An 18,249-nucleotide genomic window follows, 5' to 3' on the forward strand; every position below is an offset into this window, starting at 1 on the left:
TCCGGACCACAAAGTCAATCAGCCGGCTGGCTAAAGAACGGGTTCCCGCTATGATGCGGCATCGTCAACATCTTACGGTGAAGCATGCCGCCCAAGAAGAAGCCTTCTACCCGCGTGTCCGGAAACCTCTCCAAGACGAAGGCTGCGGAACCGTCCCTGACCTCGCTGCGCGGGGCGGTCAACTGGCGTGACGCGGCTGCCTGGCTGAAGGTACGCGGCATCGAGGACATCGAATGCATCACGCCGGATCTGGCAGGCGTGGCGCGCGGCAAGATGATGCCGGCGTCGAAATTTACCTCGAACACCTCGCTGGCGCTTCCCTCGGCGCTCTACCGGCACACGATTTCCGGCGAGTACCCCGACGAGACCGCAAACTTCCGCTACGAGCCGCGCGACAGCGACCTTAAACTGGAGCCCGACCTGTCGACCCTTTCGGTCGTGCCGTGGGAGACCGACCCGACGGCGCAGGTGATCTGCGACGTGGTCAACACCACCGGCGAGCAGGTGCCCTACACGCCGCGCAACGTCCTGAAGAACGTCATGAACCTCTATCGCGAGCGGGGCTGGAAGCCCGTCGTGGCGCCGGAGATCGAGTTCTACCTGGTGGCGATGAACGACGACCCTGACTATCCGCTGCACCCGCCGAAGGGACGGTCCGGTCGGTCGATCGTCGGCGGACAGGGCTATTCCATCGCCGGCATCAACGAGTTCGACGAGCTGATCGACGACATCTACCACTTCTCCGAAAAGCAGGGCCTCGAGATCGATACGCTGATCCACGAGGAAGGCCCCGCCCAGCTGGAGATCAACCTGCGCCATGGCGACCCGATCCAGCTTGCCGACCAGGTGTTCATGTTCAAACGGACGATCCGCGAGGCTGCCCTGAAGCATGGCATCTACGCCACCTTCATGGCCAAGCCGATGCAGGCGCAGCCGGGTTCGGCCATGCATATCCACCAGTCGGTCATCGACGTGGAAACCGGCCGCAACATCTTCTCGAACGCCGACGGGTCGCCATCGCGGGACTTCTTCCACTTCATCGGTGGCATGCAGAAATACGTGCCGAGCTCGCTTGCCATGCTCGCCCCATACGTCAATTCCTACCGGCGGCTGACGCCCGACATGGCCTGCCCGGTCAACAATGCCTGGGGTTACGACAACCGCACCACGGCCTTCCGCGTACCGATCTCGGAGCCCGCGGCGCGGCGCGTCGAGAACCGCCTACCGAGCTCCGACGCCAACCCCTATCTCGCGCTGGCGGCATCGCTCGCCTGCGGCTGGCTAGGCATGGTGCGGTCCATCGAGCCGACGGAGCCAACCTACGACACGGCCAACGAGGGCTCGATCGACCTGCCGCGCGGTCTGCTGGAGGCGGTCGCGCTGCTGGAGGGCGAGAGCGCGTTCGAGGAAGTGTTCGGCAAGGAGTTCATCGGTCTCTATGCCGGGGTCAAGCGCGGCGAGTTCGAGACCTTCATGCAGGTCATCAGCCCATGGGAGCGTGAATTCCTGCTCCTCAACGTGTAAGGTCGCACGATGACGTGGCAGAGCCCCATCGCGCCGGGTGTTTCCTGGTACCAGGAGAGCGTTCCCGACCGGCCAATCTATGACAGCCTGGACGGCTCCATCTCCGTCGATGTGGCGATGATCGGCGGCGGCTTCACCGGCCTGCAGGCCGCCTACAATCTCGCCAAGCGCGGCGTGACGGTCGTCCTCATCGAAGGCGGGCGGTTTGGCGACGGCGCGTCTGGGCGCAATGGCGGGCAGCTGGGGACCGGACAGCGCGCCTGGCCCGACGAGCTGGAGCCGGAACTCGGCTACGCACGATCCCGGGCGCTGTTCGACATGGCCGAGAACGCCAAGCGCTATCTCCTGGAGTTTGCCGAGACCCACGCGATCGACATGGAGTACCTGCCCGGCCAGCTGAACGTGGCGCACAAGCGCGGCTACGAGGCGCACTATCGTCGTTCGGTGGAGATGCTGACGACCCGCTACGACTATCCGCATATCCGCTTCATGGACAAGGCGGAGACCGCCGAGCGGCTTGGTTCGACAAGCTACTACTGCGGCGTTCGCGATACCGGCACCGGCCATATCCATCCGCTGAAACTGCTGATCGGGCTTGCCCGCGCCGCAGCCGATGCCGGCGCCCGCATCCTCGAGATGACGCCGGCAAAGAGCATCACCCACACGGGCGGGCGCACGCTGATCGAGACGCCGCGCGGGACGATCACCGCGGACCGGGTGCTGATCGGCACCAACGCCTATATCGGCAACCTCGAGCAACAGACGGCGGCGCACGTGATGCCGATCCGCTCGTTCATCGCCGCGACAGTGCCGCTCGATAACTTTCCGCAGGTGCTGCCCGGATCAGAAGCAGTTGCCGATTCGCGCTTCGTGGTGCGCTACTTTCGCAAGAGCCGCGACGGGCGCTTGCTGTTCGGTGGGCGGGAGGCCTATACCGCCGACAGCCCACGTGACATTTCCCGGCATATCCGAAAACAGATTGCCGAGCTCTATCCGGCCCTGCAGGACATCGACATCACCCATGCCTGGGGCGGCTCGGTCGGCATCACCCTGCCGCGCAAGCCGTTTGCACGCGAGGTTATGCCCGGCGTCACCTCGATTGCCGGCTATTCCGGGCACGGCGTCATGCTGTCAAACTATGCAGGTAAGATGTATGCGGATGCGATCGCCGGCAATTCCAGCGAGCTCGACCTGTTGACGGAACTGAAGATCCCGCCCTTCCCCGGCGGCCGGCGGCTGCGCAGTCCGCTGCTGTTCCTGGCGCTGTCGTGGTTCGCCCTGCGGGACCGCTTCTGATGCCTGCGCCCAAGATCCGCGCGATCCGGGGCTGGCATTTTTAAATCGATTAGATTATGTAGTGTTCAACCTCGAGACTTCGAAAAGAGTTAGGCATGAGCAGCCAGATCATTCCCGTGGAACCCTTCGATTATGTCGTCTTCGGCGGCACCGGCGACCTTGCAGAGCGCAAGCTGCTGCCGGCGCTCTACCACCGCCAGATCGAAGGCCAGTTCACAGAACCGACGCGTATCATCGGCGCCTCGCGCAGTGCGCTCAGCCATGAAGAGTTCCGCAAATTCGCCGACGAAGCGCTGAAGGAACACCTGAAGGCCGGCGAATACGACGATGCCGAAGTCGCCAAGTTCCTCGGCCGGTTGTTCTACATCTCCGTGGACGCGAAGTCGGACGCCGGTTGGGACCAGCTGAAGGCGCTCCTCGACGATGGCACCGAGCGGGTGCGCGCCTTCTATCTGGCGGTCGCGCCGGCGATCTTCGGCGCGATCTCAGAAAAGATCCGCGACCACGATCTTATTACCAAGTCGACCCGCATCGTCGTCGAGAAGCCGATCGGCCGAGACCTTGCCTCAGCGCTCGATCTCAACGACACGATCGGCCGGGTGTTCAAGGAAGAGCAGATCTTCCGCATCGACCACTATCTCGGCAAGGAGACGGTGCAGAACCTGATGGCGCTGCGCTTTGCCAATGCCCTGTACGAGCCGCTCTGGAAGGCCCAGTACATCGACCACGTGCAGATCACCGTGGCGGAATCGGTCGGCCTCGAGGGCCGTGCCGGCTACTACGATACCGCCGGCGCGCTGCGCGACATGGTGCAGAACCATATCCTGCAGCTGCTCTGCCTGGTTGCCATGGAAGTGCCGTCGTCGATGGATTCCGAGGCGGTGCGCGACGAGAAGCTGAAGGTGCTGCGCGCGCTTCGGCCGATCACCGAGACCAATGTCGAGCAGATGACGGTGCGCGGCCAGTACCGCGCCGGCGCCTCTGCCGGCGGCCCGGTAAAGGGTTATCTCGAGGAACTCGAAGGCGGCGTCTCCAACATCGAGACCTTCGTCGCCATCAAGGCCGAGATCAACAACTGGCGCTGGGCCGGCGTGCCCTTCTACATCCGCACCGGCAAGCGGCTGACCGGCCGCATGTCGGAGATCGTCATCACCTTCAAGCCGATCCCGCACAATATCTTCGACCCGGCCGCCGGGCGCATCTCGGCAAACCAGCTGATCATCCGCCTGCAGCCGGACGAAGGCGTCAAGCAGTCGCTGATGATCAAGGATCCCGGTCCGGGCGGCATGCGCCTGCGCAACGTCTCGCTGGACATGAGCTTTGCCGCAGCCTTCAACGTGCGCAGCCCGGATGCCTACGAACGGCTGCTGATGGATGTCATCCGCTCGAACCAGACGCTGTTCATGCGCCGTGACGAAGTGGAAGCCGCCTGGCGCTGGGTCGACCCGATCCTCAAGGGCTGGGAAGCGACCGGCCAGCTGGCACAGGGTTACACCGCCGGAACCTGGGGGCCGAGCCAGGCGATCGCGCTGATCGAGCGCGACGGCCGCACCTGGCACGAGGGCTGATGGCGATGGCTGCACATCTGCATGCTTTCGCCGATCCCGCAGCGCTTGCCGAACACCTGGCGGCGGATGTCGCCGCCCGGCTGGCGGATGGCGTGGCCCAACGCGGCACGGCCTCGATCGCCGTCTCCGGCGGCTCGACACCGGTTCGTTTCTTCCAGGCCCTCTCGGGGTGCGATATCGCCTGGGACAAGGTGGTGGTGACGCTGGTCGACGAGCGCTTCGTGCCCGCCGACAATCCGCGCTCCAACCATCTGCTGGTTGCCACCCACCTGCTGCAGGGCAAGGCGGCGCAGGCGATCTTCCTGCCGCTTTACCAGGACGTTCCCTCGGCGCTGCAGGCAGCGGCGATCGCCACCGAACGGACCGAGGACATCGGCAATCCGTTCGATGTCGTCATCCTCGGCATGGGCGCCGACGGTCACACCGCCTCGTTCTTCCCGGGCGGCAACCATCTGGCGCGCGTTATTGCCGCCGATGCGCCGCGCGGGGTGATGACAATGACTGCCGACGGCGCCGGCGAGGAGCGGCTGACGTTCAGTTTCCCGAGCCTTGCCGACGCACGTTACCTGGTGCTGCACATCGAGGGCGATGCCAAGAAAGCCGTCCTCGATCAGGCGCAGGCCGGATCCGATGAAATGCAGATGCCGATCCGTGCCATGCTCAACCGGGCGGCCTCGCCGATCGAGATCTACTGGGCGCCCTGAATTCCGGCGCCCCACCGCCGCCCGCCGCGGCATAACGACGAAGACGACCGTCGGGACCGGCGCGAGACGCGCAGGCTGCTTGCGAGCCCGACCATGGAGGACGACATGGCTGCCCATCCCAGCATCGAAGCAATCACAAGACGCATCGTCGAGCGCTCGAAGCCGACGCGCGAACCGTATCTCGAGCGTGTTCGCCAAGCGTCCAGCAAAACTGTCACGCGCAGCGTGCTTGCCTGCGCCAATCTCGCGCATGGCTTTGCCGTCTGTTCCCCCGGGGACAAGGCGGCGCTCGCCGGCGATGTCGTCCCCAATCTCGGTATCATCACCGCCTATAACGACATGCTCTCGGCACACCAGCCGTTTGAACATTTCCCCGATCTGATCCGCAAGGCGGCCGCCGAAGTGGGCGGCGTGGCGCAGGTTGCCGGCGGCGTTCCCGCCATGTGCGATGGCGTTACCCAGGGCCAGCCGGGCATGGAGCTGTCGCTGTTTTCGCGCGATATCATCGCCATGTCGGCAGGCATCGGTCTCAGCCACAACATGTTCGACGCGGCGGTGTTTCTCGGCGTGTGCGACAAGATCGTGCCTGGCCTGATGATCGCAGCCCTGAGCTTCGGCCACCTGCCCTCGGTTTTCGTTCCGGCGGGACCGATGACGTCGGGCCTGCCCAATGACGAGAAGAACCGCATTCGCCAGCTCTATGCGGAAGGCAAGGTTGGCCGCGCAGAACTGCTGGAGTCGGAATCCAAATCCTATCACGGCCCCGGCACCTGCACCTTCTACGGCACGGCCAATTCCAACCAGATGCTGATGGAAATCATGGGCTGTCACATGCCCGGTGCATCCTTCGTCAATCCCGGCACGCCGCTGCGCGATGCGCTGACCCGCGAGGCTACCAAGCGGGCGCTGGCGATCACCGCGCTCGGCAACGAATTCACGCCGGCCGGCGAGATGATCGACGAGCGCTCGATCGTCAACGGCGTGGTCGGCCTGCATGCCACAGGCGGCTCGACCAATCACACCATGCACCTGATCGCCATGGCGCGTGCCGGCGGCATCCGGCTGACATGGCAGGACATTTCCGATCTCTCCGACGTGGTGCCGCTGCTCGCCCGCGTCTATCCGAACGGCTCGGCCGACGTGAACCATTTCCACGCCGCAGGCGGCATGGGCTTCCTGATCAAGCAGTTGCTCAAGGCTGGTCTTGTGCATGACGACGTGCGCACGGTCTTCGGCCAGGGCCTTGCCGCCTACACGATCGAGCCGCATCTGAATGAAGACGGGACCGTGCAGCGCGTACCTTCACCGGATGAGAGCGTCGATCCCAAAGTGCTGTCGCAGATCGAAGCGCCGTTCCAGGCCAATGGCGGCCTGAAGATGCTGACCGGCAACATGGGCAAGGGGGTCATCAAGATTTCCGCGGTCAAGCCGGAACGCCATATCGTCGAGGCCCCTGCCCTCGTCTTCCACACCCAGCAGGCAATGCTGGATGCCTTCAAGGACGGAAAGCTGAACCGCGATTTCGTTGCCGTGGTGCGCTTCCAAGGACCCAAGGCCAATGGTATGCCGGAACTGCACAAGCTGACGCCCTCGCTCGGCGTGCTGCAGGACCGCGGCCACAAGGTGGCACTGATCACCGACGGGCGGATGTCCGGCGCATCCGGCAAGGTGCCCGCCGCCATCCACGTGACGCCCGAGGCCGTCGATGGCGGCGCGATCGCGCGGATCCAGGATGGCGACATGATCCGTCTCGACGCTGTCGCCGGCACGCTGGAAGTGCTGGTGGATGCGGCGGAATTCGCCGCGCGGCCGGTGGCTGAGGCCGATCTCTCCGACAACGAATTCGGCATGGGCCGCGAGCTGTTCGCCCCCTTCCGCCGCCAGGTCGGCCCAGCCGATTCCGGCGCCAGCGTGTTCTTCGGATAGGGCGGTGCAGGAAGGACCTACGGTTGGTCGAAGTCTTTGGCGAATATGGCATCGATCTGGGGTGAATTGCTCGAGAACGATTGCCAGAGCAGCGCCGCCAGAACGAACATCACGTTCCAGGCGATAACCACGTCTGAGAGGAAGTGGGCTCCCAACATCACCCGGTTGAATGCGAAGGCCGCCGCAACAATGCCAACGGCACCGAGATAGAGCGTCCGGTATCTGGGCGCGACGAACACAACGAGTGTGAGCAGTGCGAAGGCGCTTGCCGCCTCTCCCGAGATGAAGGAACAGTTCCTGACGCATTCGTCAGTGAGCTGCCATGGGGGCGTAAAGACTGCATCCCCGCCAAATTCTTCCAGTGCCCTTGGACGCGCTCTGCCAACCAGGATCTTGATCAGGTGGACGCCCAGCCCCGGCCCCGCAGCAAAGAAGATGATCACGAACAGCAGCTTGTGCGGTTCGGGCGGGTATTTCAGGTACCTGAGGAATGGACTGGGAATCAACAGCGCAACTGCAGTGCCGGCGACGATCCAGGGTAGAAACCTGTTGGCGTCGCGAAAGGCAATGAGGAAGCTGTTTTCATTGAACTCAAAGCCGGCGGTGGGCTGCCAAAACAAGCGAGTGACGATGAGGTCCAGTTCTGGCACCGCTGCGAAAATCAGGGAAACAAAGCCCAGTAGTATCAGCGCCTGGGCAAGCAGATTGCGGGGTCTGTCGTCTGCGGTTTTCGAAATTGCTTTTTGAGCGCGGTTGATGTCAGTTACGTTCATCGGTGGCTCCTCGTTGAGGGCCACGTTCTCCCGCCGGATTGTCAAGATTTGACGGAGAACCGGAGAAGAGCATGTCAAAGTCAGTGAGTTTGACGATGATTTCATCGCTCGTGCTGGTGGTCGAGGACGACGAAGAGATAGCGACCTTGCTGGAAAAGTATCTTGCAAGAGCTGGCTACAGGACGACCAAAGCCTCAACAGGCCGCACGGCTCTCACCCATGTACAGAGATTGCAGCCGGACCTGATCCTGCTCGACATCGGCCTGCCGGATATCGACGGCTTCGATCTTCTGACGAAGGTCCGGGGCAATTCCACCGTGCCGGTGATCTTCCTGTCGGCGATGGATGACAGCACCGACAAATTGCTCGGTCTGAAGCTCGGCGCCGACGATTACGTCACGAAACCGTTCAACCCACAGGAAGTTGTGGCGCGGGTCGGGGCCGTCTTGAAACGAACCAGAGGTGTCATCGCCAGCGAGGTTATCCGGCACGACCAGATCGAAGTCCAACCGGGATCGCACATCGCGATTGCATCAACGGACAAAGGCAGGGTTGAACTGCCGCTGACGGCAACCGAATTCCGCCTGCTGGTCTGCTTGTTAAGGTCGCCGTTCAAGACGTTCGAAAGAGCATCTCTGCTGGACGCATGCTTGCCCGAAAGTGACGCCCTCGATCGCACCATTGACACGCATATCGCCAATCTGCGGCGCAAGCTCGCAGACTGTGGCCAGGATGGGTACATCACCACAGTCCGCAGTATCGGCTATCGTTTCGCGAGGTCGACGGGTGTCTAGACCAACTCTTGCAACCATGACAGCCGCATTGGCGTCGATCATACAAGTCGTGACGATAGCGATGCTTTACATCGTTGTTGACTGGTACATCGATCACGCTGAGGTAACGGCCCTGGACAGGCTGCCTCAAGATGCAAGATCGGCCTGGGCAAGCCTGAATACCGGCGAGATCCCGGATCCGAAGGCCCTCGCGGCGCTCGCTCCCCTTTTCCCGCAGTTGGAGGAGGCGACCGAAGCGTCACCTGTCGAGGGTGTTCTGGGTTTCGGCTTCGCACTCATTGTTCTGACAAGCGCCATCGGGGTCGTCCTGGCTCACAGGATCGTCGCGCCGCTTACCCACCTGACGGCGGCCGCGGAGAAGATCCGACAAGGCGATTTCCGGGTCACTGTCGAACCGGGCGCAACCAGAGAGGTCGAAGCGCTCGCGATAACGATCAACAGCATGGCCAGCGAACTGCTTTCGCTGGAAACGCGTTTGAAGTTCAATACGCGAGCGGTTGCCCACGAATTGCGCACGCCGCTCACCGTGTTGCAGGGCAACCTGCAGGGCATGTCCGACGGGGTCATTCCTGCCAGCGAGGAACGGTTGCGTGCTCTGCTGGGGCAGGCACAGGGCATGTCCCGCCTGGTAGACCAGCTGAACACGCTTTCCTTGGCAGGCACGAGCAACTTTGTCATCGCAACGACGACGACAGACCTGGCACTGCATGTTTTGGAGACGGTGACCTTGTTCCAGGCCTCCGCGGGCAATGGCGTCGATCTTAGAACTGACCTTCAGCCCGCACCGGCGAGAATTGATCCAGACCGTTTCCGCCAGGCTCTCCTCGCTCTGCTCGAAAACGCCCGTCGATACGCCGGTCACTGCGGTCCGATCGATGTCCGTACTGGTTTGGATGAAGCCGGGCAGTCATTCATTTCCGTTCAAGACACGGGTCCGGGACTACCGGACTTCGTGCAGCACTCGTCTTTCGATATGTTCTGGAGAAGCGAGAGGCTCAACGGTCGCGGTCTCAGCGGTTCGGGGCTAGGCCTGACGGTGGTCAAGGCGATTGCGGAAGGCCACAATGCGCGCTTGGAGGTCGGCAACAATCCCGGCGGCGGTGCCTTCGCGAAGATCACATTCCAGGTCTCGTAGACATACGATTTCAACTACAGGACCGAGAGGCAATATGTGCCGTGACCGCCGTTTGCTTCCGCCTTGGCCAGAGGTGGCACGACTGCCGGTGGGCGAGGAGCCGGCGGGGCGTTTACACGCATTGCGCCGGCGCGAAGGTCAAGGATGTGGAGGATCAGCCTGCCGCAGTCCGGTTCATACCCGTCGAGGCGCAAAGCTCAAGCAGCCGTACGCCGCGCAATTCTCACCAATCACGTAGCGCACGGGTAGAACCTGCCTACCAGTTCCTCACGTCCAGCTTCTTGTCACGGTGCGCAGGATGGGTCGAAAAGACAAAGATGCGGTCGAGATCCTTCTGGGTCAGAAGCCGCAGGAAGCGTACCTCGATCGTGTTGTTGGAATTGGTCCGCATCAGCACGCAGCCGATCTTCATGATCCGGGCGTCGGGAATGTCGAGCACGAATTCGGTCGGCAGATTGGACTGCGTCAGCAGCGCCAGCACGGCACCACTCATCGAGATGGCGATGACGTCGCAACGCCGCCCGGCCATGTGCATGACATGCTTTTCGGTGAATTCGATGCGCGCCGCATTCATCGTTTCCTCCATCCTGAACCGCGTCTCGCGGTCGTACATGAAGGACTCCTCCTTCTTCAGGAAGTGGTCGGGACGGCGGTCGCTCATGGCTGCCTCGGAGGCTGGAACAATCCAAGCATCCTAGGGAGCAGACGTTAACGGAGCGTATGGCGCTTGTGCTGTCGATCGGCCGCCGGCCCCGCGTGCGCGCCTTCCCTAGCGCCGATAGGTCTGCCCGTCGGCGTCGAACAGGTGCATCTTGGCCGCATCGGCGGTGAAGCGGAGCGTCTCACCGCGCTCGACCCTGAAGATGCCGGGGATCTTGGCAAGGATCGGCTCCTCGTCCGACAGGCCTTCGATGTAGAGCAGCGTCACCTCGCCGAGCGCCTCGACCAGCGATACGCGACCTTCAAAGAGATAATCGTCGCCGGTGGTCACCGTCAGGTCTTCCGGCCGCACGCCGAAGCTGGCCGCCCTGCCCGCCTCGGAGCCCTCGGTCGAGACCGGCACCGTCACCGGCTTTCCGCCGCGCAGATCGATCCGCGTCGTTTCCCCGGGGGTGGCGATCGTCGCCGGAATGATGTTCATCGCCGGCGAGCCGATGAACTTTGCGACGAACAGGTTCTGCGGACGCTCGTAGAGGTCGAGCGGCGCGCCCACCTGTTCGATGCGGCCGGCGGACAGCACGACGATCCGGTCGGCAAGCGTCATCGCTTCCACCTGATCATGGGTGACGTAGACCATGGTGGTTTCCGGCATCGACTCCTTGAGCTTGGCGATCTCGATGCGGGTCGCGACGCGCAGTGCTGCATCGAGGTTCGACAGCGGCTCGTCGAACAGAAACACCTTCGGATCGCGGCAGATGGCCCGGCCGATGGCGACGCGCTGGCGCTGACCACCCGACAGTGCCTTCGGCAGGCGGTCGAGATACTGGGTCAGCTGCAGGATGTCGGCCGCGGCGCGCACGCGCCGGTCGATCTCCTGTTTGCTTTCCTTGGCTATGCGCATGCCGAAAGCCATGTTGTCGTAGACGGTCATGTGCGGATAGAGCGCGTAGGACTGGAAGACCATGGCGATGCCGCGCCGGGAGGGCGGCACCTCGTTGACCCGCTGGCCATCGATGATCATGTCACCGCTGGTAATCTTCTCCAGTCCGGCGATCATCCGCAGCAGCGTGGACTTGCCACAGCCGGACGGACCGACGAACACGACGAACTCGCCCTCACGGATGTCCAGGTCGATGCCGTGCAGCACCTCAACCTGCCCGTAGGCCTTGCGAATATCCTTCAGAACAAGTCCGGCCATGTCTCTCCCCTTCGTTTGTTGTCAGCCGTGGCGCGCGAAAAAGGCGCCCCACGCAGGCAGATCGATCGTCCCGTCACGCAAAGTGCTGTCAAAGCCGTGGCCTTCGAGCACCTGCCAATCGCCCGCAGGCAGGCCAGCCGCGACCGGCGCGTCGCTCATGTTGAACAGGCACAGCAGCCGTTCTCCGTCATGCAGCCTCTCATAGGCCAGCACCTCGGGCGCGGCGTCCAGGAAGGCGATATCGCCCTTGGCAAAGGCGGCGTGCTGGCGGCGGAAGGCGAGGAAGCGGCGATAGTGCTCGAGAACCGAGCCCTCATGCCCCTGCTGGGCGCTGACAGCCCGCAGCTGGTGTTCGACGGGGATCGGCAGCCACGGCCTGTCGGCGGTCGAAAAGCCCGACTGCAGCGCATGCTCGTCCCACACCATCGGCGTGCGGCAGCCGTCGCGCCCCTTGAACTCCGGCCAGAACTGGATGCCGTAGGGATCCTGAAGGTCGGCAAAGGCGATGTCGGCCTCGGTGAGACCAAGCTCCTCGCCCTGATAGATGCAGACGGAACCCCGCTGCGTCAGCAGGATCGCCGAAAGCTGCTTGGCAAAGGCGTCGCGGTCCATGACCTCGGCGCCCCAGCGGCTGACGTGGCGCACAACGTCGTGGTTGGAGAAGGCCCAGCACGCCCAGCCTTCCGGAGCCGCGGCGGAGAACGCCTGCTGCACTTCGGCGACACGGGCCGGCGTCAGATGATCGGGCGCCAGGAACTCGAAGGCGTAGCACATCTGCATCTTGTCGCCGCCGGAGGTATATTCGCCGACGATTTCCAGACCGCGCTGGCTGTCGCCGACCTCGCCGACTGCAGCGATTGCCGGAAACTCGTCGAGCACGGCGCGGAAGCGCTTGAGGAAGTCGAGGTTCTCCGGCCGGTTCTTGTCGTAGATGTGTTCCTGGAAATTGTAGGGATTGACCGCCGGTGCCGTCGAGGCGTTGCGACGCTCGGGCGCGAGCGCCGGGTTGTCGCGCAGCTCGCGGTCATGGAAGTAGAAGTTGATGGTATCGAGCCGGAAGCCGTTGACGCCGCGCTTCAGCCAGAAGCGAACGACATCCAGCAGCGCGTCCTGGACTTCCGGGTTGTGCAGGTTGAGATCCGGCTGCGACGACAGGAAATTGTGCATGAAGTATTGCATGCGGGTCGGATCCCAAGCCCAGGCCGAGCCGCCGAAGATCGACAGCCAGTTGTTGGGCGGCGTGCCGTCCGGCCTGGCATCCGCCCAGACGTACCAGTCGGCCTTGGGATTGACGCGGCTGGAGCGGCTTTCAATGAACCAGGCGTGTTGATCGGAGCTGTGCGAGATGACCAGATCGATCATCACCTTGATCCGCAGGCGATGCGCCTCGGCGATCAGCGTGTCGAAGTCCGACAGCGAGCCGAACATCGGGTCGACGTCGCAGTAGTTGGACACGTCGTAGCCGAAATCGCGCATCGGCGACGGGAAGAAGGGCGAGATCCAGATCGCATCGGCGCCGAGCGCTGCGATATGTGGCAGGCGCGCGGTGATGCCTTTCAGGTCGCCGATGCCGTCGCCGTTGCTGTCCTGGTAGGAGCGCGGGTAGATCTGATAGATCACCGCGCCGCGCCACCAGTCCTTGTCCGATGCGGAGAGGGCTTCTGCGGAAATGCTCATTCCATGTCCTATGTCGTTTATCAGTGTTGATCAGCCGCCCTTGACGGAGCCCGCGAGCAGGCCTCGCACCAGATACCGCTGCAGTGCGAAAAATACGATAATCGGTACAATGATGGTGATGAAGGCCGAGGCGGTGAGGATCTCCCACTTTCCGCCCATCGAGCCCAGCAGCGCGTTGAGCGCTCCCGTCAGCACAAGCTGATCCTTGCCGGTGCCGAGGAAGACCATGGCGACGAGAAGGTCGTTCCAGGTCCAGAGGAACTGGAAGATCGAGAATGACGCAAGCGCCGGGAACGACAGCGGCAGGATGATCTTGACGAAGATCTCGAAATCGCTCGCCCCGTCGACACGGGCGGATTCGATGATCTCCTTGGGCAGACCGGCAATGTAGTTGCGCAGCAGGTAGATCGCCAGCGGCATGCCGAAGGCGGAGTGCGCCAGCCAGATGCCGGCATAGCTGCGCGACGGAACGCCGAACAGGTTGCCGATCTCGTTGTACATCTTGAGAAGCGGGATAAGCGACATCTGCAGCGGCACGACGATGAGGCCGACCACCAGGGCAATGATCAGCGCCCGCCCCGGAAACTCCATCCACGACAATGCGTAGGCGGCGAAGGCGGCGATGAGGATCGGGATGATGGTAGCCGGAATGGCGACCGTCAGCGAGTTGACGAAGGACTGGCCGATGCCCTGCGAGGTGAGCACCGTCCGGTAATTGTCGGTGGTGAACGACGGCGGGGCGGAGATCGACAGATAGACGCGCTTGCCGCGACCTTCGCCGAACGGGGCGTTCTTGGCGTAGGTGTAGCTGCCATCCTCGTTGATGGTCAGCGTCTCGCCGTCGCCGAGATCGGCCGCCTCTCCGGCGGCAAATTCTGTCGGTGCCGCGACGCGCGTGCCGAAGGCGCGCACAGTACCGGCCTGACCTTCTTCGAAGACCGACCCGGAGATGACGTAGTTCGGGCCCTGCTGCTGGGCGGTGGCCGGCTCGCCGAGACGGGCGGCGCTCGTTTCCGCGGCGCCGGTGAAGGCCGTCCACCAGCCGGATGCGGTGATCTGGCCGGCATCGCGGAACGAGGTGACGAGGATGCCGAGCGTCGGGATGAGCCAGATGATGCAGATCAGCAGGACGGAGACATGCACCGCGAGGCGCGGGAGGCCGATCCGGCGAAGGCTTGCTACGGCGTTCATCATCAGCCTCCCAGTTCCTTGTTCGCCTGGCGGATGTTCCAGATCATGATCGGCGTGACAGCGGCCATGATGACCAGCGCGATGACCGCACTTCGGCCGCTGTCGCCGCCACCGCGGAACATCCAGTCGAACATGAGGTTTGCCAGCACCATGGTGTTCCACTGGCCGTTGGTCATGGTCAGCACGATATCGAAGACCTTGAGGACGAGGATGGTGATCGTCGTCCAGACGACGGCGATCGTACCCCAGATCTGCGGCACCATGATCTTCCAGAAGATCTGCCAGCCATTGGCGCCGTCGATGACAGCCGCCTCGATCGTTTCTTCCGGAATACCGCGCAGGGCCGCCGAGAGGATGACCATGGCAAAGCCGGTCTGGATCCAGATGAGGATCGCCATCAGGAAGAAATTGTTCCAGAACGGCAGCGAGATCCACACCTGCGGATTGCCGCCGATCGCCTGGACGATGGCGTTCAGCAGGCCGATCTGCGTCTCGTTGCCGCCGCGATATTCGTAGATGAACTTCCAGATGACCGAGGCGCCGACGAACGAGATCGCCATCGGCATGAAGATCAGGCTCTTTGCCAGGTTCCCCCACCAGATGCGGTCGGTCAGCACGGCGATGACGAGGCCGAGGAAGGTGCAGGCGGCCGGCACCACGGCAAGCCAGAGGATGTTGTTGAAGATCGACTGGCGGAACTGAACGTCCTGGATGGCCCAGCGGTAATTGGCGAGACCGACGAAGTTGCCGCCCGACCGGTCGTAGAAGGATAGGATGAAGGTCGCGACGACCGGGTAGACGAGGTAGACGACCAGCAGCAAAAGCGCCGGCCCGAGGAAGAGCCAGGGCCGTACCCCGGCGCGGCGGTTGAGATTGACCGAGGCGATTGCGACATTGTCCTTCGGCACCGGAAAGACCAGCTGCAAGGCCTTGTCCGACAGCCAGTAGTACAAGGCGCAGGCAAACACCCCGGCGATCACCACGCCGACGGCCGATACGATCTGCGTAAACATATACCCCTCCCCCTGGAACGCTTAGCTTCTTTTATGCCGGTAGCCGAAGACCCCTCCCACACCCTCCCCACAAGGGGGAGGGCTTGATCCAGCCGAACCGCCGAGGCCCAATGCAGGATGAGCAAGGGCAACGACTTCTCCCCTTGTTGGGAGATTGGCCGGCAGGCCAGAGAGGACCTTGCTTCAGTCAACCCAACTCGACTGAGGCGACGGCCCCTACTTCAACCCGTCCCAGGCCTTCTGGATGTCGGTACCGACAGTCTTTGCGTCCTTGCCGCCGACATAGTCGATCATGCCGGTCCAGAAGGCGCCGGCGCCGATCTTGCCCGGCATCAGGTCGGATGCATCGAAGCGGAAGGTGGTCGCCGTGGTCAGCAGCTCGCCCTGCTTCTTCAGGACCTCGTTGGCATAGGCATCCGGATTGACGCCCTTGAACGGCGTCAGGAACGAGGCCTGCGCCATCCACACCTCATGGGCGATCGGCGTCTTCAGGAATTCAATGAACGCCTTGGCGGCCGGAGAATCCTTGGTGATGGCGAACATCGTGCCGGCACCCAGCACCGGTGTCCCCAGTTCAGGCTTCGAGGCGTAGGTCGGCATGTAGAAGAAGTCGGCATCGGTACCGAGTTCCGTGCCCGGCGGGAAGAAGGACGGCACGAACGACGCCTGGTGATGCAGGTAGCATTTCGGCGGGATGTCGAAGAGGCCCTTCGGGCTGTCGCGGAAATCGGTGGAGGACACGGCTGCAACGCCGCCCGCCACGTATTTCGGGTTCTTGGCGAACTTGCCGAATTCCTCGATCGCGCCGACGACGGCCGGGTCATCGAACTTCACCTCGTTGCTGACCCACTTGTCGTAGACATCCGGCGCCTGGGTGCGCAGCATCATGTCTTCCATCCAGTCGGTCGCCGGCCAGCCGGTTGCGCCGCCGGAACCGAGACCGATGCACCAGGGAACGCCGCCATCGGCGACGATCTGGTCGCTGAGCTTGATCAGGTCCTCCATGGTCTTCGGGACTTCGTAGCCGGCTTCCTCGAAGTTTTCGGGCACGTACCAGACCATCGACTTGAAGTCGGCCTTGAACGGGAAGCCGAAATAGGCCGGCTGACCGTCCTTGCCGTTGTAGGTGCCGTAGCGGATCCAGCCCTCGCCGGCACCGTAGTTCTGCTTCACCCATTCGGCGTTCTCGTTACCGAGCGGTGTCAGCAGGCCCTTGGCGGCGAGATCGGCAAGCAGGCCGGGCTGCGGAATGATGGCGATGTTCGGCGGAGAACCCGCCTGGGTATCGATGACGATCTGCTGCTCGTAGTTCTCGGAGGAGGAGTAGCGGCCGTTGGCGCCGGTCGCCGCGTTGAAATAGGCGAGAACGCTATTGAAGAGCACCTCGTCCTCGCCGCGCCAGGGTCCGAAAAGCGTCAGGCTCTGGCCCTTCAGGTCCGCATGCGCCGCCTTGAAATCCTCGTAGCTCTTCCAGTTGAATTTGGCGTCCGATCCCGGCTCGAACTTCAGCTCCTGAGCAGATGCGAATGTCGCGCTCAAGCAGAGGGCCGCGACGCCGGCCAACAGCAGATGTTTCATGAAAGAACCTCCCGTCTCGATTTTTTAAAGACTTCCCTAATCCCGGTTGCCCCGACCACATGTTGCACGTGCCGAGACCGAACAATGCTCCCTCCGCCTGCATGTCGTCTCCGACCTGCACCGATAACGAGCAAAGTGTCGCATGAATTAGAGCGGCCGTCACCTAAGTCCACGGGGTGCTCCGTTCATCGTGCACAGGCGCGGGTCCGCGGCACCCGATGGTGAGCGGTTGCTTTCCGATAGCGGGCGAGCGGGCGGCCGAAACGGGCCCCCGGACAGCGTTCGCGCAGGCTCAGTCTAGAAGCGGGGGATCGGCCGGCCGACAGATCGATAGGCTGCGACCACCGTGTTTGCCATCAGCATGGCAATGGTCATCGGGCCGACACCACCGGGAACGGGGGTGATGGCGCCGGCCACCTCGGTGCATTCATCGAATGCGACATCGCCGACGATGCGGAACTTGCCATCGCCCTTTTCCGGCGCCTCGATGCGGTTGATGCCGACATCAACCACTGTAGCACCCGGCTTCACCCAATCCGCCTTGACCATGAACGGCATGCCGACCGCGGCAACCAGAATATCCGCCTGGCGGCAGACGCCGGCAAGATCCCGGGTCCGCGAATGGGCCATGGTGACGGTGGCATTGGCGGCCAGCAGCAGCAACGCCATCGGCTTGCCAAACAGGTTGGAGCGGCCGATGACGACGGCATTGAGGCCGGAAAGGTCTGGCCCATGAAGGTTGCGCAGCAGCACCATCGCGCCGGCCGGCGTGCAGGAGACGAGGCCACTGGCCAGATCGCCGCTCGCCACCTTGCCGGCGTTGACGACATTCAGACCGTCGACGTCCTTCTGCGGCAGGATGGACTGGATCACCGGCTCGGAGTTCAGGTGCTTCGGCAACGGCAGCTGAACGAGAATGCCATGCACGGCCGGATCGGCATTGAGCTTGGCCACCAGCTGTTCCAGCTCGTCCTGCGTCGTTTCCTCCGGCAGGCTGTACTGCATGGAGTTGAAGCCGCACTGTTTTGCCATGCGGCTCTTGGCGTTGACGTAGGAGTGGCTAGCGGGATTGTTGCCGACGATGACCACCGCAAGGCCCGGCTGCATGCCCGCCTCACGCTGGAGGACGGCTGCCGCCTCGGCGACGGTGTCGGTGACGCTTGCTGCGGATGTCTTGCCGTCGATGATATGTGCCACGCCTTGCTCCTCGTG

General features: G+C 63.1%; 15 protein-coding genes. 7 read left to right on the top strand and 8 right to left on the bottom strand.

What is annotated here, in order from left to right:
* Nucleotides 1-84 precede the first annotated feature (84 nt).
* The 5 genes from AAIH46_RS11045 to edd all read left to right on the top strand — a co-directional run bounded on the left by AAIH46_RS11045 (nucleotide 85) and on the right by edd (nucleotide 7,018).
* The gene (locus AAIH46_RS11045; protein ID WP_430305908.1) at nucleotides 85-1,524 is read left to right on the top strand and encodes a glutamine synthetase family protein; all 1,440 of its coding nucleotides are present in this window, start codon (nucleotides 85-87) and stop codon (nucleotides 1,522-1,524) included.
* A 9-nt stretch (nucleotides 1,525-1,533) separates the two neighbouring features.
* Complete coding sequence (locus AAIH46_RS11050; protein ID WP_430305909.1) at nucleotides 1,534-2,820, top strand: NAD(P)/FAD-dependent oxidoreductase; 1,287 nt, start codon at nucleotides 1,534-1,536, stop codon at nucleotides 2,818-2,820.
* 95 nt (nucleotides 2,821-2,915) lie between these two features.
* Nucleotides 2,916-4,388 (top strand): glucose-6-phosphate dehydrogenase, encoded by a 1,473-nt coding sequence (gene zwf / locus AAIH46_RS11055; RefSeq protein WP_430305910.1) that lies wholly within the window; start codon nucleotides 2,916-2,918, stop codon nucleotides 4,386-4,388.
* A gap of 5 nt (nucleotides 4,389-4,393) precedes the next feature.
* The gene (pgl, locus tag AAIH46_RS11060) at nucleotides 4,394-5,092 is read left to right on the top strand and encodes a 6-phosphogluconolactonase (RefSeq protein WP_430306541.1); all 699 of its coding nucleotides are present in this window, start codon (nucleotides 4,394-4,396) and stop codon (nucleotides 5,090-5,092) included.
* 105 nt (nucleotides 5,093-5,197) lie between these two features.
* Complete coding sequence (edd, locus tag AAIH46_RS11065; protein ID WP_430305911.1) at nucleotides 5,198-7,018, top strand: phosphogluconate dehydratase; 1,821 nt, start codon at nucleotides 5,198-5,200, stop codon at nucleotides 7,016-7,018.
* 17 nt (nucleotides 7,019-7,035) lie between these two features.
* On the opposite strand, the gene AAIH46_RS11070 is transcribed toward edd, so the two are convergent.
* A complete protein-coding gene (locus AAIH46_RS11070; protein WP_430305912.1) occupies nucleotides 7,036-7,791 on the bottom strand; it encodes a phosphatase PAP2 family protein in 756 nt (251 codons plus the stop codon).
* Nucleotides 7,792-7,862: 71 nt separating this feature from the next.
* Between AAIH46_RS11070 and AAIH46_RS11075 the strand changes: the two genes are divergently transcribed.
* Nucleotides 7,863-8,585, top strand: a complete 723-nt coding sequence (locus tag AAIH46_RS11075; protein ID WP_430305913.1) for a response regulator transcription factor — start codon at nucleotides 7,863-7,865, stop codon at nucleotides 8,583-8,585.
* A 61-nt stretch (nucleotides 8,586-8,646) separates the two neighbouring features.
* Nucleotides 8,647-9,720, top strand: coding sequence for an ATP-binding protein (locus AAIH46_RS11080; protein WP_430305914.1), 1,074 nt, complete (start codon nucleotides 8,647-8,649; stop codon nucleotides 9,718-9,720).
* A 256-nt stretch (nucleotides 9,721-9,976) separates the two neighbouring features.
* Here AAIH46_RS11080 and AAIH46_RS11085 read toward each other — a convergent pair whose 3' ends face one another.
* The 7 genes from AAIH46_RS11085 to folD all read right to left on the bottom strand — a co-directional run bounded on the left by AAIH46_RS11085 (nucleotide 9,977) and on the right by folD (nucleotide 18,234).
* Nucleotides 9,977-10,333: a hypothetical protein gene (locus AAIH46_RS11085; protein ID WP_430306542.1), complete on the bottom strand. Its 357-nt coding sequence runs from the start codon at nucleotides 10,331-10,333 to the stop codon at nucleotides 9,977-9,979.
* A 156-nt stretch (nucleotides 10,334-10,489) separates the two neighbouring features.
* The gene (locus tag AAIH46_RS11090; RefSeq protein ID WP_430305915.1) at nucleotides 10,490-11,578 is read right to left on the bottom strand and encodes an ABC transporter ATP-binding protein; all 1,089 of its coding nucleotides are present in this window, start codon (nucleotides 11,576-11,578) and stop codon (nucleotides 10,490-10,492) included.
* A 21-nt stretch (nucleotides 11,579-11,599) separates the two neighbouring features.
* Nucleotides 11,600-13,255 (bottom strand): alpha-glucosidase family protein, encoded by a 1,656-nt coding sequence (locus tag AAIH46_RS11095; RefSeq protein WP_430305916.1) that lies wholly within the window; start codon nucleotides 13,253-13,255, stop codon nucleotides 11,600-11,602.
* Between the two features lie 30 nt (nucleotides 13,256-13,285).
* The gene (locus AAIH46_RS11100) at nucleotides 13,286-14,446 is read right to left on the bottom strand and encodes a carbohydrate ABC transporter permease (protein ID WP_430305917.1); all 1,161 of its coding nucleotides are present in this window, start codon (nucleotides 14,444-14,446) and stop codon (nucleotides 13,286-13,288) included.
* Nucleotides 14,447-14,448: 2 nt separating this feature from the next.
* Nucleotides 14,449-15,459 carry a carbohydrate ABC transporter permease gene (locus tag AAIH46_RS11105; protein WP_430305918.1) on the bottom strand — a complete coding sequence of 337 codons (1,011 nt, stop codon included), beginning with the start codon at nucleotides 15,457-15,459 and terminating at the stop codon, nucleotides 14,449-14,451.
* A gap of 216 nt (nucleotides 15,460-15,675) precedes the next feature.
* Entirely contained in the window at nucleotides 15,676-17,037 is a 1,362-nt protein-coding gene (locus AAIH46_RS11110; RefSeq protein WP_430305919.1) for an ABC transporter substrate-binding protein, read from the bottom strand.
* Nucleotides 17,038-17,334: 297 nt separating this feature from the next.
* Nucleotides 17,335-18,234, bottom strand: coding sequence for a bifunctional methylenetetrahydrofolate dehydrogenase/methenyltetrahydrofolate cyclohydrolase FolD (folD, locus tag AAIH46_RS11115; protein ID WP_430305920.1), 900 nt, complete (start codon nucleotides 18,232-18,234; stop codon nucleotides 17,335-17,337).
* Nucleotides 18,235-18,249: the final 15 nt, after the last annotated feature.

This window comes from Rhizobium sp. 0TCS1.26, assembly GCF_050455525.1.
In the GTDB taxonomy this organism is placed as follows: Bacteria; Pseudomonadota; Alphaproteobacteria; order Rhizobiales; family Rhizobiaceae; genus Neorhizobium.